This window comes from Micromonospora sp. NPDC051925, assembly GCF_044548625.1.
Classification (GTDB): Bacteria; Actinomycetota; Actinomycetes; order Mycobacteriales; family Micromonosporaceae; genus Micromonospora.
Genome location: NZ_JBIUCH010000040.1, coordinates 1 through 19,911 on the forward strand (window position 1 = coordinate 1; position 19,911 = coordinate 19,911).

Below are 19,911 nucleotides of genomic sequence, written 5' to 3' on the forward strand. Positions count from 1 at the left end.
AACACGCGATTGGGGGCCTTGGCGCCGCAACCCGACACGCGCGCCGACCCGTAATACCACCCCCCCCGCCCCCCCCGGGGGGGGGGGGGGGGGCCCCAGGGGGGTGGCCCCCCCCCCCCCCCGCCGCACGCACCCCGGGCGGGGCTCACCCGCCCGGGGTGCGTTTGACCGTCCTGCCAGGGGGAAATCGCCGCCGATCCCGCATCGGGACAACGGGGGAGGATTCGTGGCAGTGACCCACCGTCCGTCGGAACGCCCACCGTCCGGGCCACCGCTGCGGATAGCGATGCTGGTCCCGCCGTGGCTGTCGGTGCCGCCACCCGGGTACGGCGGGCTGGAACAGGTGGTGCACGGGCTGGTGGACGCGCTGATCGCGCACGGTCACGAGGTGACTCTCTTCGGGGCCGGCCGGCAGCACGGGACGGCCGCCGACTTCGTCTCCACGATCGGCGAGGTGCAGTACGACCGGCTCGGTGAGTCGCTGCCCGAACTGGCCCACCTGGCCCGCGCCAACCAGTTGATCTCCGCCGCCGACTTCGACGTGATCCACGACCACACCACGATCGGTCCGCTGGTCGCCGGCCGTCGGGCGGTGCCCACCGTGGCCACCGTGCACGGCAACCCGGTCGGCGAGTACGGGGCCGTGCTCAGCGACACCGACCACGGGGTGGGCCTGGTGGCGATCTCGCACGCCCAACGTCGGGCCAACCCCGGCCTGCCCTGGGTGGGTACGGTGCACAACGCGTTGGACGGCCGGGACGTGCCGGTCAAGCGGGAACCCGGCCGGGGCCCGGTGCTCTGGCTGGCCCGGTTCAGCCCCGACAAGGGCCCCGACCTGGCGATCCGGGCCTGTCGGGCAGCCGGCCTGTCGCTCACCCTGGCCGGGAAGTGCAACGAGCCCGCCGAGCGCCACTACTTCGCCGAGGTGGTCCAGCCGATGCTCGGCGACGACGTCAACGTGATCAAGAACGCCGACCGGGAGGCGACGCTGCGACTGCTGGTCGACGCCCGCTGTCTGATCATGCCGATCCAGTGGGAGGAGCCGTTCGGCATGGTGATGGTGGAGGCCATGGCGACCGGCACGCCGGTGGTGGCGCTGCGCCGGGGCGCGGTGCCGGAAGTGGTGGTCGACGGCGTGACCGGGCTGATCCGGGACAGTGCCGGGGAACTGTCGGCGGCGCTGCGCGAGGTGGTCCGGATCGACCCGTCGGCCTGCGTCGCACACGTGGCCGAGAACTTCTCCACGGAGCGGATGGCGCGCGGTTACGAGGCGGTCTACCGCACCGTCGCGTCCGGCACGGCCCCGCCCACCTACCAGCCCGTTCCCCTCCGTACCCGCTGACCGGGCGGCGGGTACGGAGGGGAACGGAGAGGGGTCGTTGCCGGCCCGGACGGTGCAGGTCGTCAGACGGCGGTCGCGGCCAGCTCCCGGGCGGCGGCGTCGAGCTGGCGGCCGTACGTCGGGGTGATGCCCCCCTCGTCGACCCGCCGGGTGACCTTCTCGCGGAGCGCGGCCACCTGCGCGGGTACGTCGGACCGGCCCTCGGCGGCTGCCCGGGTCAGGTTGGCGAGCACGTTGCGCAGGTCCACGCCGACGTCGTCGCGGACCTGGCCGGTGCGGACCCCGTTGTCGATCAGCCGGCGCATCCGGTCGGCCGCCTCGGTCAGCCCGCCGCCGCCCTGTCCGCCGTCCGGGGTCGGCTGCGGACGGGGCGGCGGGGGCGTGGTGGTGGTGGCCTTTCGGGGAGCCGGCGGCGACGTGGGGTCCGCCGGTGGCTGGGTGCGCGGTGGCGACGGACCGGTCGCCGGAGCCTCGGTCGGCCGGGCGACCGGTGGCGTGCCGGTTCCCGACTCCAGGAATGGGGCGAGCAGGACCGCCGCGGCGGTCAGCACGACCAGCGCGCCCACCGCCAGCAGCGGGCGACGCGACGGCGGCAGCTCCGGCTCGGCAGGCCCTTCCCCCGCGTCGCCGCTCGCTGCGCGGTTGCTCCCCGCGCCGTTGCTCCCTGCGCCGCTGCTCGCGGCGATCCGACCTCCGGCCCCGCCGACGGCACCGGCTCCGGCTCCACCGACGGCACCGGCTCCGATCCCACCGACGGCACTGGCTCCGGTCTTTGCGGCCCCCACGGTCCGGTCGCCCGCTGCGCCGCTGGTGCCAGCTCCCACGCCGAGCGCTGCGGCTGCCCCGGATCCGAACCCTCCGGCAGTCCCGACGCCGGCAGTGGGGTCGGACCCGGCTTCCGGTGCGCTGCCGCCGGTGACGGTGGCCCTGGCTGCGGTGGGGCCGGGCGGGTTGGCGACCGAGGGCAGGGTGACCGTCGGGGAGAGCATGGTGGCCGCCTGCGGGTCGCCCGGCAGCAGTTGGTCCCGGAGCGCGGCGGCGACCTGATATGCGGTCGGTCGCTCGTGCGGGTCACGGGCCAGGCAGCGCAGGCAGATGTCGACCACCACCGGGGGCAGCCCCGGCACGCCGCCCAGCGACGGCGGTTGCTCGTCGGCGATCGCGACGGCGAGCTGTTCCCAGGTCTCCGCCGGGTACGGCGGTTGGCCGGTCAGCGTCTCGTAGAGGAGCACGCCGAGGGAGTAGACGTCGGTCGACGGCTGGGCCGGCGCCCCGTCCAGCCGCTCCGGCGCCACGTACGCCGGGGTGCCGAAGGTGCCGCCGTCCTCGTCGTCGTCGGGGGTGCCGACCTGGGTGGCGATGCCGAAGTCGAGCACCTTGGCACCGACCCGGGTCATCATCACGTTCGCCGGGGTGATGTCCCGGTGCACGATGCCAAGCCGGTGCGCCGCCGCCAGCGCCTCGGCCACCTGGGCGCTCACCTCGACCGCCTCCGGCCAGGGCAACGGCCCCTCGGTCAGCCGGTGCTCCAACTCCTCGCCGGTGAGCAGCTCCATCACCACGAACGAGGTGATCTCGCCGTCCGGGGCGAGCGCCTCGCCGTAGTCGTGCACCGAGGTCACGTGCGGGTGGACCAGTTGGGCGGCGGAACGCGCCTCCTCGCGGACCATGTCCCGAAAGCGGGCGTCGGCGGCCAACGACGGCGCGAGCACCTTGATCGCGACGACCCGATCGAGCACCTCGTCGCGGGCCCGCCAGATCACCGACATCCCGCCGGCCCCGATCCTGTCGAGTAGCCGGTACCTGCGGGCCAGCAACCTACCGGCGTTCAGGGCTGCCATCAGTGTTCGCACCTGCCTGGGGTCGGGGTGGTGTCAGGTTGCGGGAATGTGTCCCCCCTGTCAACGGCTGTCCAATTACCTGATCACCCTCCGCGGTGGGCTGTTCGCCCACCGCCATCGATGTGCGGTCGGCGGCGGTGACCAGCGGCTGCGCCGCGGGTGCGGGCGGCGGCGTGCCAGGATGAACGACATGAGTGGCGGTCCGGTGGCGTTCGTGCTCGGCGGTGGGGGAGTGCTCGGCGCGGTCGAGGTGGGCATGCTGCGTGCCCTGTTCCGGGCCCGGGTCCGCCCCGACGTCGTGCTCGGTACCTCGATCGGCGCGGTCAACGGCGCGCTGGTCGCCGCCGACCCGTCCGAGGCGGTCACCGACCGGTTGGTACGGCTGTGGGCCTCGCCGGAGGCGAGCGAGGTGTACGGCGACTCGGTCGCCCGGCAACTGCGTCGGTTCGCCGCCCGTACCCACCTGCACTCGCCCCGGCCGCTGCGCAAGCTGTTGGAGGGCGAACTGGGGGCCGAGACCACCTTCGCCGACCTGAAGGTGCCGTTCCGCTGCTGCGCGGCCAACATCGAGCGGGCCGCCGAACACTGGTTCCACACCGGACCGGTGGTGCCGGCGGTGCTCGCCTCCGCCTCCGTTCCCGGGCTGCTGCCGCCCGCGCAGATCGACGGCCAGCACTACATCGACGGCGGGATCGTCAACTCGATCCCGATCGGCGAGGCGGTCGCGGTCGGCGCGAGGCAGATCTTCGTACTCCAGGTGGGCCGGATCGAACGGGAGCTGACGCCGCCCCGGCGGCCCTGGGAGATCGCCCAGGTCGCGTTCGAGATCGCCCGCCGGCACCGGTTCGCCCGGGAGTTGGCCGCCCTGCCCGAGGGGGTGCAGGTGCACGTCCTGCCGACCGGTGGGCTGGAGCCGCGCGACGACAGCCCGTGGGCCTACCGGGACATGGCGGCGGTGGGGCGGCGGATCAGCCGCGCCTACACCGCCTCCCGGCACTACCTGGCGACGCTGGACCGCTGATGCCGTTGCCACCACGGTGGGTACGTCGGCTGCTGCTGGCGCCCGGGGTGATCCTGCTCGCGATCGCGGTGCTGACCACCGTGCCGGTCTGGGCGCTGCTCGCGCTGGCCGTGTCGCCGTTCGTGCCGGGCCGGCTGCGCCCGTTGCGGCTGCTCTGGATCGGCTGCGTCTACCTGCTCTGGGACGCCGCGGCGCTGCTCGCCCTCTTCGGGCTCTGGCTGGCTTCGGGGTTCGGCCGGTGGAGGCGTTCACCGGCCTTCCAGCGGGCGCACTACGTGCTCGCCGGCCGGTTCCTCCAGGCCCTCTTCTGGCAGGCCCGGTGGACGCTGCGGTTGAGCATCGACGTGGTCGGCACCGACCCCGACACCGCGCTGCCCGGCCGGCCGGAGCTGGTGCTGTGCCGGCACGCCGGCCCGGGTGACTCGTTCATCCTGATCCACTCCCTGGTCAACTGGTTCAAGCGGGAGCCCCGGATCGTGCTCAAGGAGACCCTCCAGTGGGATCCGGCGATCGACGTGCTGCTCAACCGGTTGCCCAACCGCTTCATCGCCCCCGGCGACGGCCGCGACTCGGCGGTCCGGCAGATCGGTCACCTCGCCACCGACCTGGACGACGACGACGCCTTCGTGATCTTTCCGGAGGGCGGCAACTTCACCCCCGGTAGGCGGTTGCGGGCCATCGCCCGGCTGCGCGCGCTCGGCCTGGAACGGATGGCGGTGCGCGCCGAGCGGATGCAGCACGTGCTCGCCCCGCAGCCCGGTGGGGTGCTCGCCGCCCTGGACGCCGCGCCGGACGCCGGAGTGATTTTCGTGGCGCACACCGGCCTGGACCGGATGCTCACCGTCGGTGACGTCTGGCGTGAACTGCCGATGGACAAGCGGATCGTGATGCGGTTCTGGTCGGTGCCCCCGGAGGACGTCCCGGTCGGCCGGCAGGAGCGGATCGACTGGCTCTTCGACTGGTGGGACCGGATCGACAGGTGGATCGCCGCCAACCGGGACGGCGTGACCAGCGACTAGACGCACCGTGACGGTCGACCGGTTCGACACCGTTCCCACGTAGGGTGCGCAGGTGGACCAGATCTGCGTGGTGACGACGGTGGTGGACTCACGCTCCGTGGCGGACCTGATGGCGGCTGCCGCGGTGGCCGGGCGACTGGCCGCCTGCGCCCAGGTCGGCGGCCAGGTCGACAGCACGTACTGGTGGCGGGCCGGGGTGGAGACCAGCACCGAGTGGTCGGTGCAGTTCAAGACCGTGCCCGACCGGGTGACGGCGCTGGTCGGCCAGATCCGGGCCAACCATCCGTACGAGGTGCCCGAGATCCTGGTCACCCGGGTGGAGAGCGGCGACCCGGCGTACGCCGTCTGGGTGCACGAGACCACCCGTACCTAGGTACGGGCACTCTGGCCGGACGCCCTGCCCACGGGCAGGATGGCCGGGTGGAGAACACCGGTTACCCCTGCCCCCGCTGCGGCGCGCCCGCCGAGCTGACCCGGGGGTGTGCCGGCTGTGGGTTCGGGCCGTACCCGCCCGCCGCCGAGGTGGTCCGGCTGGACCGGGAGATCGTCGCGCTCGGCCGGGAGGTCGAGCGGGCCCGGGAGGCGTACCAGGGGCTCGGTTCGCGGCTGCTCGCCGCGCAGCACCAGCGGGCGGAACTGGCCGCCCGGATCCGCCGCGAGATCCCCGCGCCGACGCCCGTCGGTGCCGTACCGGCCGGCAGCCCGGCGCGTCCCGCCCTCCGCCCGGGGGTGCCGGTGCGTCCGGCCGGTGTCGTCGCGTCCGGCGGTTTCGTACCACCGGCCGGCTTCGCACCACCGGCCGGCTTCGCACCACCGGCCGGCTTCGCACCACCGGCCGGGTCCGTGCCGCCGACCGCAGCGGCCAGGTCCGTGCCGCCGACCGCAGCAGGGGGTACGCCGGGCCGCCCGGAGACCTCGACCCGGACGATCCAGTGGCTGCTGTTCGTCCTCGGTGGCCTCCTGCTCGGCACGGCGGCGGTGGTCTTCACCGCGGTCGCCTGGGCGGCGGTGGGGGTGGCGGGCCGGGCACTGATCCTGGCCGCGTTCACCGTGCTCGCCCTGGCGGTACCGCTGGTGGCGAAGTGGCGCGGACTGCGCGGCACCGCCGAGACGTTCGCCGCGGTGGGCCTGCTGCTGGTGGTCCTCGACGGGTACGCCGCCTGGTCGGTGAACCTGCTCGGCACGGCGAACTGGCCGGGCACCCGGTACGCCGCGATGGTCGGTGGGATCAGCGCGGCGGTCGCCGCCGGGTACGCCCTGCTCAGTCGGCTCACCGTGCCGTGGTTCGCGGCACTGCTCGTCGTCCAGCCGGTGCTGCCGCTGGCGGCGGCGCAGTCCCGGCCCGGGGCCACCGGCTGGACGCTGGTGTTCCTCGGGGTGGCGCTGCTCGACCTCGTGGTGGTGGTCGCGCTGCGCCATCGGCCGGGGGGTGCGGGGGGGGGGGGGGGGGGGGGGGGGGGGGCGCCGCGGGGGGGGGGGGGGGGGGGGGGGGGGGGGCCGGGGGCCCCCCCCCCCCCCCCCCACCGGGGTGCGGGTCGGGGTATCGGCGGCCGGCGGGGGGCCGGTCGCCGACCCGGGCGGGCCCGCCACCGTGGTCGCCGGCCGGGTGCTCGCCTGGCTCGGCTTCGGCGGTGCGGCGACGGTGGCCGCGAGCTGTGCGCTGGTGCCGCTGGCCCTGGGTCGGGCCGCCGGTCAGCCACTGCTCGCCGGCCTGCCGCTGCTCGGCGTCGGGCTGGTCCTGTCCGGCGCGGCGCTGGCCGCCGGTGGCCGGTTGTTCCGTCAGGTCGCCGCCGGGCTGCTGGTACCGCTGCTGGCTGCCGCGCTGCTGCGCCCGGTGGCCGAGCTGGGGGCCGGTTTCCTGCTGCTCGCCACCGGCCTGGTGGCGGCCGGCCTGGCCGGCGCGGTCCGGCTGCTCCCCCAGCGGCACCGCATCGGCCCCCGGTTCGGCGCGCTGCTGGTGGCGGGTGGGTCGGCCCAGGTCGGCGTGCTCGCCACCGGGGTCCTCGCGGTGCTCGCGGCGACCCGGTCGCTGCCCCCGTGGCGGGGTGCCGCAGCCGGTCCCGACCTCTCCTGGGGTTGGCAGCTCCCGCTCGTCGTCGTCCTCGCCGTCGGTGCCGTCGCGCTGCTGTTGCCGAAGGGCGCCCGCCCGGTGACCGTGCTGCTGGGGGTGGTGTTCACCGCTGCCGCGCTGCCGGCGGTGACGGCCACCCCGTGGCCAGCCACCCTCGCGGTCGACCTGGTGGTCGGCGCGGTGCTGCTCACCATGGTGCTGCGTCCGGGTCACCGCGTGTCGACGGTGCTGGTCGGCGCGTCGGCCGCCGCCGCGTTGACCGTCCACGGGTTGCTGGTCGGCCTGGCCGCGCCGGGCGGCACCCTGGCGGCGCTCGGCGCGGTGCTGGTGGTCGGTCTCGCCGCACCGGTCGTCGCCGGCCGCGGCCCCGGGGTGCCGCACGCGGTGGCCGGGACCGCCCTGGTGGCCGCGTTGCTCGCCGCGCCGACCGTGGTGGCCGTCGCGCTGCACGCGGCCGGCACGCCGGCCTGGTGGCAGCTGCGCGCCGGAAGCGTCGCCGCCGCGCTGCTGCTGGGTGTGCTCCTCGCCGTCCGCCGGCTCCGGCCCGACCTCGAGGGGTACGCCGGCACCGCGCTCGCCCTGGCGCTCGCCGTGCCCGGCCCGGCCGCGCTGATCGGGCCGGGGCGGGAACCGGTGGCGCTCTACGCCGCGCTCGCCGTGCTCCTGCTGGTGCTGGCGGGCCGGGGCGGCGTGCCGGCGGCCCACCCCGCCGACCGGGCGAGCCGGACGGGCCGGGCCGTGCCCGCTCGACTCGTCGGTGGCGGGTCGGCGGTGCTGGCGGTGTTGGCCGTCGCGCCGGAGGCGCTCCGGGCGCTGCTCGTCCCGTACGGCGAACTGGTCCGACCGTGGGCCGGGGCACCCGGCAGCGCACCGTTCCCCGGTGCGCCGGCCGGCGCGGTGGCCCTGTTGGTGCTGGCGGCCACCGCGGCTCTGGTCGCCCGGCGGACGGTCGGCGGCCGGGCCGTACCCGCGCTGGTCGCGCTGCCGTTCCTGGCAACTGTGCCGCCGGTGCTGCTGGTGGCGGTGCGGGCGCCCTGGCCGGCGGTGCCGGCGGTGGTCCTGCTGACCGGGGTCGGTGCGCTGCTCGTCGGCGCGCTCACCGGACCGGGCGATCCCGGTGGCCTGACCGCGTCGGGCGATCCGGCGGTGCCGGGACGCCCGGCAACCGGCCGGCGGGTGCCGACCGCACTGGTCGTGGTGCCGGTGGGGCTGCTCTGGACCGGTGCCGGCCTGGCCGGACTCCTCGCCACCCGGGCCGGCACGCTCGCCGGGCTGGGACTGCTGGTGGTGGCGGCGGCGGTGGTGGGTGCTGCGGGCCGGAGCGCCGCGCTGCGGCTGCTCGGTTGGCTGGCCGCGATCGGCTCGGCGGCCTGCCTCGCGGTGACCGCGCCGCTCGCCGCCGAGCTGCCCCTCCAGGCGTCCGGCTTCACGGTGCTCGGGGTGGCGGTGCTGGTGCTCCTCGGCGGGCCGGTGCTGGCCGGCCGGCTTCCGGGCGGCCCCGCCGACCGGCGGCTGGCCCGTCGGGCGTTCGAGGCGGTCGCGCAGGCGCTGGCGCTGGTGGCGTTGCTGCTCACCGTCGGCGCGCCACGACACGCCGCAGCGGTCTGCATCCTCTGGGGCGTCGCCGTCGCGCTGCGGGTGCTGCGCCGGAGCGAGTCCACCCCGGCCCGCTGGGCGTTCGCCGCCGTCGCCGGGGTCAGCGAACTGCTCGGCACCTGGCTGCTGCTCACGACCGGCGAGGTGGTGCTGCTGGAGGCGTACACCGTGCCCGCGGCGGGGTTGGCGCTGGCGGCGGGCACGGTGGCGCTGCGTGCCCGTCCGGGGCTGACCAGCTGGCTGGCGCTCGGGCCGGGGCTCGCCGCCGGGTTGCTGCCCAGCCTGGCCTCGGTGCTCGGGGTGCCCGACCCGCAGCCGTGGCGTCGGCTGCTGGTCGGCGTGGCGGCGCTGGTGGTGGTGCTCGGCGGGGCCGTCCGGCGCTGGCAGGCGCCGGTGCTGCTCGGCGGGGCGGTGCTGACCCTGCTGGCACTGCACGAACTGGTGCTGAGCTGGGACCTGCTGCCCCGGTGGAGCTACCTGGCCGCCGGTGGCCTGGCGCTGATCGCGTTGGCCGCCACCTACGAGCGGCGTCGCCGCGACCTTGCCCGGCTGCGGGTCGCGTTGGGCCGGATGGGTTGACGGTGGAGACAGCACCACCATTAATAGGGGTATTACCGGGATTACCCAACGCCATGATCTCGCGCAGACTTGGTGGAAGGCTCGCCGTCCGGACGAGCCCAACGGACAAGGAGATCTGATGGCGACTTCGGCTGTGGCGGCCCAGCCGGCCCGGCGGGGCAGCGACTATGCGGCGCTGTCCCGAGAAATCAATGCGGCGGGGCTGCTGCGTCGCAGGCCAGCCCGGTACGCGGTCCGGATCGCGTTCACCGCGGCGATCTTCCTGGGCGGCTGGGCCGTGGTGGTGGCGGTCGGCGACTCCTGGTGGCAACCGCTGCTGGCGGTGGGCATGGCGGTCGCGACCACCCAGGTGGCGTTCCTCGGGCACGACGCCGGGCACCGGCAGATGTTCCGTCGGCGCGGCCCGAGTGAGGTGGCCGGGCTGCTCGCCGGCAACCTGGCGGTCGGGCTCAGCTACGGCTGGTGGGTGGACAAGCACAACCGGCACCACGCCAACCCGAACCACGCCGACGAGGACCCGGACGTCGGGGCGGGCGCGCTGGTGTGGACGTACGAGCAGGCGGCGGCGACCAAGGGGCTGGGCCGCTGGCTGGCCCGCCGGCAGGCCTGGCTGTTCTTCCCGATGCTGCTGCTGGAGGGGCTGGCCCTGCACGTGGCGAGCCTCCAGTCGCTGCTCGGCCGGGACTCCACCGGCGGTTGGCGGACGCCGGTCCGGCACCGGGCGGTCGAGCTGCTGCTGCTCGCCGTGCACACGGTCGGCTACCTGGGGCTGCTGCTCGCGGTGATGTCACCGCTGAAGGCGCTCGCCTTCGCCGCCGTTCACCAGGGGCTCTGGGGGCTCTACATGGGTTGCGCATTCGCCCCGAACCACAAGGGGATGCCGATGCCATCCGGCGACGACGAGCTGGACTACCTCCGCAAGCAGGTGCTGACCTCGCGCAACGTGAGTGGTGGCCGGTGGGTGGACGTGGCGCTCGGCGGGCTCAACCACCAGATCGAGCATCACCTCTTCCCCAACATGCCGCGGGGCAACCTGCGCCGGGCGAAGCCGATCGTTCGGGCGTACTGCGCCGAGCACGGCGTCTCGTACACCGAGACCGGCCTGATCGAGTCGTACCGGATGGCGCTGGCGCACCTGCACGAGGTGGGACGGCCGCTGCGCGGCTGATCCGGGCGGTGGGCGGAACGACCGGTGGGGCGGCCTGGCTGGCGTCCCGCCGGTCGGGTGCCCGCCGCCGGCCACCTCGGGTGGGCCAGCACCGCCCCGGTTGACCGAAGCAGGCGTCGCTCCGGCTCTCCTGATCGTGCGGCGGGAGTCGTGGACGTCCCGGCCGGTGGCGCGTTCCGACCCGTTGGAGCCGCCACCGGTAGGGTCGGGCCATGGCAGACCTGCTCACCGCGGACGCGGTGCGAGAAGAGCTGGGCGGGCTCACCGACTGGTCGGGGGATCCGACCGGCATCGGTCGTACCGTGCAGCTCGGCAGTTTTCCGGACGCCATCGCGGTGGTGGACCGGGTGGCGACGGTGGCCGAGGAGTTCGACCACCATCCCGACATCGACATCCGATGGCGGACCCTCACCTTCCGCTGTGTCACGCACTCGGCCGGCGGGGTGACCCACCGTGACATCGTGCTGGCCGGGCGGATCGACGACATCCTCCGGAGCGCGGTATGAGATTCGAGATCAGCAAGGTGCTGGACGCCATCGAGGGACGGGTCTGCACCGACCCGTCCCTGGCCCGAGCCGTGCTCGACCTGGCCGAGGTGATCCGCTACCAGGACCTCGACGGTGGCCGGCCGGCCAGCCTGCTGCGGCTCGGCATGGTGATCGACGCCCTCTCCCGTGAGCTGGAGGAGGACAGCGTCCCGGTCTACGCCGTGGTGCACCGGGCCCTGCTCTCGGATGCCGACCTCACCTCCAACGAGCGGATGGTGGTCCGCCGGTGGGCCGACGACGGCCTGGTCGAGGTGCTCGACAATCCGGGTGACCGGATGCTGGAGGTGGCCGACCTGCTCGGCCTGCCAGTCGTCAGCCGGGTCCGTCTCGACGGCCTGCGGGGCCGGTTCCCGTGGCTGGTGGAGCAGCCGGGGCGGGTCGTCGCCCCGGTGCCCGGCGCCGGTGGTCCGGCCTTCGTCGCGCACGTCGGTGGCGGGCACACCCCGGTCGAGGGGGATCGGTCCCCGGTCGGCGGGCAGTTGCTGGCCCGACAGTGGCGCTGCCCGGAGCCGGGTTGTGCGCTCTTCGGCGGCGGTGGCGGTGGCGGCGCGTTCGCCGACCTGGCCCGGGTGGACCGCGCCCCGGCCGGTCAGCCGCCGCCGGCCCTGCGCAACGGTGTGCCGACCTGCCCCCGGCACGGCGCGCGGCTCTCCGACGCCGGGCCGCGCCCGCGTAGCGAGGTGCTGGCGATCCGGATCGGTGGCCTGATCCGTCGCCGGTTCGTGCTCACCGAGGAACAGCCGGTGGTGGTCGGCCGGGCCCCCGAGGAGTCCGGCGGCGTCATGCTCGGCCAGTGGCTCAACGACGAGGCGCGGCGGTGGATCAGCCGGGGTCATGTCCGGTTCGAGCTGCGGGTCGGCGAGGTGATCGTGACGGACGTCAGCACCAACGGCTCCGGCATCCGGCCGAGCGGCTCGATGACCGAGGCGGAGCGCGTCCCGCTGGCCCCGAAACAGTCCCGGGTGCTCGGCGGCGCGGACATGGTGGAGCTGTATCCCGGTGTGCAGATCGGCCGGGCCCGTGAGCTGCCCACCGGTGCGGCGTTCACCCCGACGTCGGTGATGGCCGAGGCCCCCACCATGGCGATGCGGCTGCCCCGCAACTGACCGGCAGACGTACGAGGGCGGGCGTCAGGACCACGGTCCCGACGCCCGCCGTCGGGTACGACCTCAGCCGGCCAGCACGGCGGCGAGCTGCGCCACCGCGAGGTCGATCTCGTCCTCGCTGATCACCAGCGGCGGGGCCAGCCGGATGGTCGAGCCGTGGGTGTCCTTGGCCAGCACGCCGCGTTCCATCAGCCGCTCACACGCCTGCCGGCCGCTCATCAGGGTCGGATCGATGTCGACCCCGGCCCACAGGCCCCGCACCCGGACGGCGACCAGTCCCTTGCCGAGCAGCCCCTCCAGGCCGGCCCGCAGCCGTTCGCCCAGCTCGGCGGAGCGGCGCTGGAACTCGCCGGTGGCCAGCAACCGGACCACCTCGGTGCCGACCGCGCAGGCCAGCGGGTTGCCACCGAAGGTCGAGCCGTGCTGTCCCGGCCTGAGCACCCCGAGCACGTCGGCGTTCGCGGCGACCGCCGAGACCGGCACGATGCCGCCGCCGAGCGCCTTGCCCAGCAGGTAGACGTCCGGCACCACGTTCTCGTGTTCGCAGGCGAAGGTGCGACCGGTCCGGCCCAGGCCGGACTGGATCTCGTCGGCGACGAAGAGCACGTTGCGGTCGGTGCAGACCCGCCGTACGCCCGGCAGGTAGCCCTCCGGCGGCAGGACCACGCCCTGCTCGCCCTGGATCGGCTCCAGCAGCACGGCGACGGTGTTCTCGTCGATCGCCGCCTCCAGCGCCGCCAGGTCGCCGTAGGGCACCACGGTGAACCCCGGGGTGTACGGCCCGAAGTCGGCCCGGGCATCCTCGTCGGTGGAGAAGCTGACGATGGTGGTGGTCCGGCCGTGGAAGTTGCCCTCGGCGACCACGATGTTGGCCTGGCCCGCGGCGACGCCCTTGACCTGGTAGCCCCACTTGCGGGCCACCTTGATGCCGGTCTCCACCGCCTCGGCGCCGGTGTTCATCGGCAGGACCAGGTCCTTGCCGCACAACGCGGCCAGCTCCCGGCAGAAGTCGGCGAACTGGTCGTGGATGAACGCCCGGCTGGTGAGGGTGAGCCGGTCGAGCTGCTCGTGGGCGGCCCGGATCAGGGTGGGGTGCCGGTGGCCGAAGTTCAGCGCCGAGTAGCCGGCGAGGCAGTCCAGGTAGCGGCGGCCGTCCACGTCGGTGAGCCAGGCGCCCTCGGCGGAGGAGATCACCACCGGCAGCGGGTGGTAGTTGTGCGCGGTGTGCCGCTCGGCATCCCGCACGGCGGACGGGGTCCGCAGCATGTCCCTGATCACTGGCTCGCCTTTCCCTGACGGAGTCGCAACGTGCAGCACTTCGGTCCGCCGCCAGCCTTACGCAGCTCGGACAGGTCGACACCGATGGTCTGGTAACCCCGGTCGCGCAGCTTCGCGGCCAGCCCGGTGGCCTGCGCGGGCAGCACCACGTGCCGGCCGTCGCTTACCGCGTTCAGGCCCAGCACCTCGGCGTCGGCCATGGTGGCGTGGACCGCGTCCGGGTAGAGCCGACGCAGCACCGCGCGGCTGCCGGGGGAGAACGCCTCCGGCAGGTACGCCACGGTCCGCTCGTCGAGCACGGTCAGCGCGGTGTCCAGGTGGTAGAAGCGCGGGTCGACCAGTTGCATGGTGATCACCGGGTAGCCGAAGACCTCCTGCAACTGGGCGTGCGAGGCGGGTGCGGTGCGGAACCCGGTGCCGGCGAGCAGGTGGTCGCCGACCAGGAGGACGTCGCCCTCGCCCTCGTTGACGTGCTTCGGGTCGTACACCTCGAAGCCGGCGGCCTCGAACCAGGCCCGGTAGGCGGGGGCCTCATCGGCGCGCTGCGGGTCGCGGAACTGCACCGCCATCGCCCTGCCGCCGATGACCGTGCCACCGTTGGCGGCGAAGACCATGTCCGGCAGGCCGGCGACCGGGTCGATCAACTCGACGGTGTGACCGAGGTCGAGGTACGTCCGGCGGAGCTGTTCCCACTGCCGGATGGCCAGGTCGGCGTCGACCGGTGCGGTCGGGTCCATCCACGGGTTGATGGCGTAGTCGACGGCGAAGTACGTCGGCCGGCACATCAGGAAGCGCTGGCTGGTGGCGTCCATCGTCATTGTCCTGCTCCCGGGGTCGGGCGCGCCCGGCCACCGTGGCCCACGGGCTGGCGCCGTGGCTCAACGGTATGCGGCCCAGGTGCACGACAACCACCACCGAGACTTGCGTACGGCAGCGGTTCGTTGCGTGTGGTCCGCCTGCGGCGGCGATCCGTTGTGCAGGCGCGCACAGCGAAGGGGCCGTCACCTCCGGCGGGAGGTGACGGCCCCTGTGCGCATCGGTGGCGGCGAACCGCTGCCCCCGAACGGATGGGTGCCCGGCTGGTGAACCACCAGAGCTGGTCGGGCGTTGCCGGCGAACCGGCTGGTCGGGCGTTGCCGGCGAACCGGCTGGTCCAGCGTTGCCGGCGAACCGCCCGCGGGGTCGAATGTGCCCGTCAGAACCGATCCACAAACTGTGAGTCAAGCCACTCGCGGAACCGGGCCACCCAGTCGCCGTCCGTGGTCGGCCAGTCGAACTGGCCGGTGAAGGCGACCACGCCCAGCACCACCGCGGCCAGACCGACCAGCACGCCGATCAGCGCGTCCGTCGTGCCGGCCACGTGCCGACGCCGGGTCGCCATCAGGCCCAACACGGAGCAGATCGCGCCGAGCGCGCCGAGCGCGATGCCGTACCCGGCCAGGGTTCCGGTGAGCACGAACGCCGCGCCCGCGATCGAGACGATCAGGCCGAGGGTGGCGAGCAGACTGGTCCTCGGCTTCGGGCCGGCCACCACCGGCGGCTCCGGGCGGACGTTGTCGGCGTCGGCCCGATCGAGGTCGGCAGGGCGGGTGGTGGTGACCCCGCCCGGTCCGGCGGGGGTCGTCCGGTTCCGGTCGGTCGGGTCGACGGGCGCCATCCGGTCCCGGTCGGTCGGCCGATCCGGGTCCACCGGGCGCGTTGCGGTGCGGACCGGGCCGGCGTCGCCGACCCGGATCGGGTCGGTCGGCGTACGCGGCTCGTCGTCGACGGTCGAGGGCCGGGCGGCAGCGGCGCTCCGCGTGCCGTCGACGGCGCTGCGGGCGGTCGCCGCCCGCGCCAGCGCGCCGCGCTCCGCCGCCCGCCGCTCGGTTTCGCGCGCCCCGTTGCCCGGCTCGGCGGTGGCCTCGCGTGCGGCGGTGCGCCGTTCGGCGTTGGCGTCGCGCACGCCGGTGCCCGGCTCGGCGTCGGTCTGGCTCGCGGTGCCGGTCTGGCTCGCGGCGCTGGTCTGGCTCGCGGTGCTGGTCTGGCTCGCGGCGCTGGTCTGGCTCGCGGCGCTGGTCTGGCTCGCGGCGCTGGTCTGGCTCGCGGCGCTGGTCTGGCTCGCGGTGCTGGTCTGGCTCGCGGCGCTGGTCTGGCTCGCGGCGCTGGCGTTGCGCTCGGCGGTGCGGCGCCCGGCGTCGGCGTCGCGCTCGCCGTCGGTGGCCAGCGACCCGCTGCGGTACGTCGCCCGGTCGGCGTCCCGGTCGGTCACCACCGGCTGCCCGTCACGCGCGTCGACCACACCGTCACCGTTGCTGTCCTGCGCCGCGCGGCGACGCAAGAGCGAAGGAACGTTCACCACTACACCTCCTTGTCGATGCGTGGAGCCCTCGGAAGGGTCGGTGGCAGCCACGCGGGAACGACCTGGATGTACCCCACGCGTCGATCGACCACACTCTGGCTGTCCCGGGTGGCCGTCCGGGTGTGCCCGGCCGTGGCGGTGCGTGCCCGCTCGCCGGCTGACCGTCGCCGAAGTGATCCGCGCGCCGAAGGCCGGTCTGCTTGGTGTTGTGGTGGCCGGTGGCGGGTGGCCGGTGGCGGGTGGCGGGTGTCTGGTGTCTGGTGGCCGGCGGGCAGCGGAGAGCCCGAGCAGTTCCCGACGCCCCTCCGCCTCCCATCGGGTTCGTGACGGAGGTCGGGCGGCACCGGCGTCGGCCGGGTCGGGCCACCTGGCTACCCTTGGCACCCGTGCCAGAGGGACACACCATCCACCGCCTGGCGGCCCGGCACGCCGAGCTGTTCGCCGGGGACAAGGTCACCGCCAGCAGCCCGCAGGGCCGCTTCACCGAGGGTGCCGCCCTGCTCTGCGGCACCGTCCTGGACAGCACCGAGGCGTACGGCAAGCATCTGCTGCACCACCACGCCGACGAGCGGACCCTGCACGTCCACCTCGGCCTGTACGGCAAGTTCAGCGACGGGGACGGCGAGCCGCCCGTACCGGTGGGGCAGATCCGGTTGCGGCTGGCCAGCGACCGGCACTGGCTCGACCTGCGCGGACCCACCGCCTGTGAACTGCTCACCCCACCCGAGGTGGCGGCGCTGCGCGGTCGGCTCGGGCCGGACCCGCTGCGCGCCGACGCCGACCCCGATCGCGCGTACGCCCGGATCCGGCGCGGCTCCACCCCGCTCGCCGCGCTGCTGCTGGACCAGTCGGTGGTGGCCGGCACCGGGCTGATCTTCGTGACCGAGGCGCTGTTCCGGGCCGGCCTGCCGCCGATGCTGCCCGGCCGGCAGCTCACTCCGGCCGACTGGGCAGCGCTCTGGGCCGACCTGGTGGAGCTGATGACCCTGGCGGTGGCGCGCGGCCGGATCGACACCGTCCGCGACGCCCACCTGCCCGAGGCGATGGGCCGCCCCGCGCGCGTCGACCGGCACGGCGGCGAGGTGTACGTCTACCGCCGCCCCGGTGCCCCCTGCCACGTCTGCGGCAGCCCGATCAGCCGGGGCGGGCTGGCCGGCCGCAACCTCTACTGGTGCCCCACCTGCCAACGCGGTGGTCTCGCGGCGGTCTCCTGACGAAGCGCGGTGGTCTCCTGCCCGAGCGCGGTCGTCTCCTGCCGGAGGGCGGTGGTTGCCTGCCGGAGGGGCGGTGCGGCGGGTCGGGGTCTCAGTGGCCGGCGACCAGCCAGCGGGCCACCTCCACCTGGTTGGTGAAGACCGTGTCGCCGTCGAGACTCCAAGCGAGACAGTGAGCGATCGTCCAGCCGACCACCCGCTCCCGGTCCAGTCCGAGCGCGCCGGTGATCCGGTCGAGTCGCCGGCGTACCGCCTCGGGGGAGTGCCCCAGCTCGACACCGCGCACGATCGGCACCACCGCGAACTCCCGCTCGCCCAGCAGTGGCTTCGGGTCGATCACCAGCCACGGCTCCCGGGTCGCCCGCAGTACGTTGCCGGCGTGCAGGTCCTGGTTGACCAGAACCTGCTCACCCTGACTGTCGATCAGCCAGCGAAGCTTGTCGATGGCTGCGTCGACCAGTCGTCGCTCGTACGGCCGGCCGGCCCGTTCCCACTTCTCGGGCAGCCGGTTCAGCCAGCCGGTGGCCTCCTCGGCGAGCGGGGTGAACGGCCCGGCCGCCCGCCGCCACAGCCGGGGCAGCAGGCCGGCGATCACGTCCACCGCCTCGTCGCAGGGGAGTTCGTACAGCGGCGAGCCGGGTCGGCACCGCTCCACCAGCAGCGCCCGTCGCTTCGGGTCGTGGGCGAGCAGCCGGACCGCCGCCTCACCGTCCCAGTGCGCCAGGGCGTCGGCCTCGTGCCGGCTGTCCGGGGCGGGATACTGCAACTTCAGCACCGCAGGGGTGTCGTCGGGCAGTTCGGCCGGCATCGCCAGCGAGGCGAACGCGTACGGGAAGGGCGGGCCGAGCCGCAGCGACCAGCGTGCCGCGCACTCGTCCCGCCACCGGGGCAGCGCCGTCAGCCACCCTCGTCCGTCCGGCAGCTGCCGTACCCACGACAACCCCGCCGGAATCTCCACTCGCTCATTGTGGGGATTGTGAAGAGTTGTTGCTGCCCTGGCGACAACAACTCTTCACAATCGTGGGTCGCGGGGCCAGCCGCGCCGAGCCAGGCCGGGCGTGGCCCGCCGGGGAGGACGAGCCGAGGCAGGTCAGGCCGGGCGGGCTGGCCAGGCGGGTGGGGCTGCGGGTAGGTCGGGTTGGGTGAGTCGGGTGAGCTGCGGGGGCAGGTCGGAGCGGGAGGGCGGGTCGGACCGGGCAGGTCGCACCGGGCGGGTCGGACCGGTCGGGCCGGTCGGGCGAGCTGCGCTGGGCAGGCTGGGCGGGGCGGGGCGGGCCGGGCTGGGGCCGGACCGGGCGGGCGGGCCGGACCGGGCGGGCGGGTCGGACCGGGCGGACGGGTCGGGTGAGCTGCGCTGGCAGGCCGGTCGGGTGAGCTGCGCTGGCAGGCCGGTCGGGTGAGCTGCGCTGGCAGGCCGGTCGGGTGAGCTGCGCTGGCAGGTCGGGCCGGGCTGGGCTGAGGTCGGACCGGGTGGGTCGGACTGGGCGGACGGGTCGGGTGAGCTGCGCTGGCAGGCCGGTCGGGTGAGCTGCGCTGGCAGGTCGGGCCGGGCTGGGCTGAGGTCGGACCGGGTGGGTCGGACTGAGCGGGCGGGTCGGACCGGGTGGGTGGGGAGGGCGGGCGAGGAGGGCGAGCAGGCCGGGCGGGCTGGGGGCGGACCGGGTGGGTCGGGTAGGGGACACGGTCGAGGCAGGGCAGGGCAGGGCAGGCCGGGGCAGGGCAGAGCGGAGCGGGGCAGGGCGGCTGGTTGGTCAGGGGCGCCAGCCGGCGGCGGTGAGTGCTGCGCGTAGTTGGGCCGCCACCTCGTCGGGGCGGTGGCGGACGTCGAAGGCGGTGAACCGCAGAATGCGGTCCCCGGAGATCCAGACCCCGTTCTGTCGGCGCAGATCTGCCGCCCAGTGCCGCACGTCCATGTGATGCGCCCCGTCGACCTCGACGTGCAGTCCCCACTGCCGCCAGTAGGCGTCCAGGTAGCGCATCCGCCCGCTGGCGTCCCGCCGCCGTTCCTGCAACTCCGGCCGGGGCAGCCCGTACCGCCGGCAGAGCCGGATCAGGTCTATCTCGGACAGTGCTTCCGCCCCTCCGGCCAGGTCGTCGATGGTGTGCCGGATCAGGGTCGCCCGGCGCAGGCGGGGTAGGCGGCGGGTCACGGCGTCGAGTTCGCCGGGAGTCACCCGCCGCTGCTGGCAGCCGGCGGCCAGCACCGCCTGCGCTTCGTCGTCGCTGCGCATCCACTGCGCTGCGTCCACCAACGACCGCGCCATGGTGGTGCGGTCCGGCCGCCCCCGCTGCCGGTCGTCGTCGGTGAGGTGCCGGGTCCGTCGTACCCGCACCGCCGGCATACCGAGCGGCAGCCGGCGTAGCAGGTCTGGGGCCTGACGCCGGTACGGGATCAGCACGTCCACCGCTTCGTGCCGCCAGCGCCCGCGTAGCCCACCCGCCTGTGCTGCCGCGAGACCGGCCAGGACGGCGTCGTCACCGGCAGCCAGCACCGCCACCCATCGTGCCTGCTCCGAGGTGACCGGGCCGCTGCCGGTTCGCAGGATGCCCCGGCACACCCGCTCCCAGCGGCCGGTGGCCAGCAGGTGGCGTACCCGGGCGGGGGTGAGTTCGCCGGTGGCCTGCGCCCAGCTCACCACCCCGGCCTGCGCGAAGAGCAACCAGTCGAGGGCGGAATCGTCGTCGGCAGGCATCCGCATCCGCCGAGCAGACCATGCTTTGTGAAGAGTTGTTGTCGCCATGGCGACAACAACTCTTCACAAAGCATGGTCTGCTCGGCGGATGCGG

At 74.8% G+C, this 19,911-nt stretch carries 16 protein-coding genes; 9 read left to right on the forward strand and 7 right to left on the reverse strand.

Annotated features, from left to right (window positions below):
* Positions 1–286 precede the first annotated feature (286 nt).
* Positions 287–1,342 carry a glycosyltransferase family 4 protein gene (locus tag ACIG87_RS31540; RefSeq protein ID WP_396855283.1) on the forward strand — a complete coding sequence of 352 codons (1,056 nt, stop codon included), beginning with the start codon at positions 287–289 and terminating at the stop codon, positions 1,340–1,342.
* Between the two features lie 62 nt (positions 1,343–1,404).
* On the opposite strand, the gene ACIG87_RS31545 is transcribed toward ACIG87_RS31540, so the two are convergent.
* Positions 1,405–3,183, reverse strand: coding sequence for a protein kinase (locus tag ACIG87_RS31545; protein WP_396855269.1), 1,779 nt, complete (start codon positions 3,181–3,183; stop codon positions 1,405–1,407).
* Positions 3,184–3,373: 190 nt separating this feature from the next.
* Between ACIG87_RS31545 and ACIG87_RS31550 the strand changes: the two genes are divergently transcribed.
* From ACIG87_RS31550 to cutA, 3 genes are read left to right on the forward strand one after another with little or no spacing between them, the layout of a single operon-like run.
* Positions 3,374–4,204, forward strand: coding sequence for a patatin-like phospholipase family protein (locus ACIG87_RS31550; protein WP_396855270.1), 831 nt, complete (start codon positions 3,374–3,376; stop codon positions 4,202–4,204).
* Positions 4,204–5,223: a 1-acyl-sn-glycerol-3-phosphate acyltransferase gene (locus ACIG87_RS31555; RefSeq protein ID WP_396855271.1), complete on the forward strand. Its 1,020-nt coding sequence runs from the start codon at positions 4,204–4,206 to the stop codon at positions 5,221–5,223. Before ACIG87_RS31550 ends, ACIG87_RS31555 begins: the two co-directional genes overlap by 1 nt.
* 52 nt (positions 5,224–5,275) lie before the next feature.
* On the forward strand, positions 5,276–5,596 hold the full coding sequence (gene cutA, locus ACIG87_RS31560) for a divalent-cation tolerance protein CutA (RefSeq protein WP_396855272.1): 321 nt from the start codon (positions 5,276–5,278) through the stop codon (positions 5,594–5,596).
* 61 nt (positions 5,597–5,657) lie between these two features.
* Here the strand turns inward: cutA and ACIG87_RS31565 are convergent, their stop codons facing one another.
* Entirely contained in the window at positions 5,658–6,575 is a 918-nt protein-coding gene (locus ACIG87_RS31565) for a hypothetical protein (RefSeq protein WP_396855273.1), read from the reverse strand.
* A gap of 176 nt (positions 6,576–6,751) precedes the next feature.
* On the opposite strand from ACIG87_RS31565, the gene ACIG87_RS31570 reads away from it, so the two are divergent.
* The 4 genes from ACIG87_RS31570 (at position 6,752) to ACIG87_RS31585 (ending at position 12,291) form a co-directional block, all read left to right on the forward strand.
* Positions 6,752–9,469 carry an SCO7613 C-terminal domain-containing membrane protein gene (locus tag ACIG87_RS31570; protein WP_396855274.1) on the forward strand — a complete coding sequence of 906 codons (2,718 nt, stop codon included), beginning with the start codon at positions 6,752–6,754 and terminating at the stop codon, positions 9,467–9,469.
* Positions 9,470–9,587: 118 nt separating this feature from the next.
* On the forward strand, positions 9,588–10,637 hold the full coding sequence (locus tag ACIG87_RS31575) for a fatty acid desaturase family protein (protein WP_396855275.1): 1,050 nt from the start codon (positions 9,588–9,590) through the stop codon (positions 10,635–10,637).
* Positions 10,638–10,849: 212 nt separating this feature from the next.
* On the forward strand, positions 10,850–11,143 hold the full coding sequence (locus ACIG87_RS31580) for a 4a-hydroxytetrahydrobiopterin dehydratase (protein WP_396855276.1): 294 nt from the start codon (positions 10,850–10,852) through the stop codon (positions 11,141–11,143).
* Positions 11,140–12,291 carry an FHA domain-containing protein gene (locus tag ACIG87_RS31585; protein ID WP_396855277.1) on the forward strand — a complete coding sequence of 384 codons (1,152 nt, stop codon included), beginning with the start codon at positions 11,140–11,142 and terminating at the stop codon, positions 12,289–12,291. The genes ACIG87_RS31580 and ACIG87_RS31585 overlap by 4 nt, the downstream gene beginning before the upstream one ends.
* Positions 12,292–12,354: 63 nt before the next feature.
* Here ACIG87_RS31585 and rocD read toward each other — a convergent pair whose 3' ends face one another.
* From rocD to ACIG87_RS31600, 3 genes are all read right to left on the reverse strand, one after another.
* Complete coding sequence (gene rocD / locus ACIG87_RS31590; RefSeq protein ID WP_396855278.1) at positions 12,355–13,569, reverse strand: ornithine--oxo-acid transaminase; 1,215 nt, start codon at positions 13,567–13,569, stop codon at positions 12,355–12,357.
* The gene (gene ddaH / locus ACIG87_RS31595) at positions 13,566–14,381 is read right to left on the reverse strand and encodes a dimethylargininase (protein ID WP_396855284.1); all 816 of its coding nucleotides are present in this window, start codon (positions 14,379–14,381) and stop codon (positions 13,566–13,568) included. The genes rocD and ddaH overlap by 4 nt, the downstream gene beginning before the upstream one ends.
* Before the next feature lie 383 nt (positions 14,382–14,764).
* Positions 14,765–15,907 (reverse strand): thrombospondin, encoded by a 1,143-nt coding sequence (locus ACIG87_RS31600; protein ID WP_396855279.1) that lies wholly within the window; start codon positions 15,905–15,907, stop codon positions 14,765–14,767.
* A 389-nt stretch (positions 15,908–16,296) separates the two neighbouring features.
* On the opposite strand from ACIG87_RS31600, the gene ACIG87_RS31605 reads away from it, so the two are divergent.
* A complete protein-coding gene (locus tag ACIG87_RS31605) occupies positions 16,297–17,124 on the forward strand; it encodes an Fpg/Nei family DNA glycosylase (protein WP_396855280.1) in 828 nt (275 codons plus the stop codon).
* Positions 17,125–17,215: 91 nt separating this feature from the next.
* Here the strand turns inward: ACIG87_RS31605 and ACIG87_RS31610 are convergent, their stop codons facing one another.
* Both ACIG87_RS31610 and ACIG87_RS31615 read right to left on the reverse strand, forming a co-directional pair.
* Positions 17,216–18,082 carry an aminoglycoside phosphotransferase family protein gene (locus tag ACIG87_RS31610; protein WP_396855281.1) on the reverse strand — a complete coding sequence of 289 codons (867 nt, stop codon included), beginning with the start codon at positions 18,080–18,082 and terminating at the stop codon, positions 17,216–17,218.
* Between the two features lie 793 nt (positions 18,083–18,875).
* Positions 18,876–19,823: a hypothetical protein gene (locus ACIG87_RS31615; protein ID WP_396855282.1), complete on the reverse strand. Its 948-nt coding sequence runs from the start codon at positions 19,821–19,823 to the stop codon at positions 18,876–18,878.
* Positions 19,824–19,911: the final 88 nt, after the last annotated feature.

Bases quoted from the DNA above. Each gene is read 5' to 3' on its own strand.
- ACIG87_RS31540 (WP_396855283.1), top strand. From the start codon at position 287: ATGCTGGTCCCGCCGTGGCTGTCGGTGCCGCCACCCGGGTACGGCGGG.
- ACIG87_RS31545 (WP_396855269.1), bottom strand. From the start codon at position 3,183: ATGGCAGCCCTGAACGCCGGTAGGTTGCTGGCCCGCAGGTACCGGCTA.
- ACIG87_RS31550 (WP_396855270.1), top strand. From the start codon at position 3,374: ATGAGTGGCGGTCCGGTGGCGTTCGTGCTCGGCGGTGGGGGAGTGCTC.
- ACIG87_RS31555 (WP_396855271.1), top strand. From the start codon at position 4,204: ATGCCGTTGCCACCACGGTGGGTACGTCGGCTGCTGCTGGCGCCCGGG.
- ACIG87_RS31575 (WP_396855275.1), top strand. From the start codon at position 9,588: ATGGCGACTTCGGCTGTGGCGGCCCAGCCGGCCCGGCGGGGCAGCGAC.
- ACIG87_RS31580 (WP_396855276.1), top strand. From the start codon at position 10,850: ATGGCAGACCTGCTCACCGCGGACGCGGTGCGAGAAGAGCTGGGCGGG.
- ACIG87_RS31585 (WP_396855277.1), top strand. From the start codon at position 11,140: ATGAGATTCGAGATCAGCAAGGTGCTGGACGCCATCGAGGGACGGGTC.
- ddaH (WP_396855284.1), bottom strand. From the start codon at position 14,381: ATGGACGCCACCAGCCAGCGCTTCCTGATGTGCCGGCCGACGTACTTC.
- ACIG87_RS31615 (WP_396855282.1), bottom strand. From the start codon at position 19,823: ATGCGGATGCCTGCCGACGACGATTCCGCCCTCGACTGGTTGCTCTTC.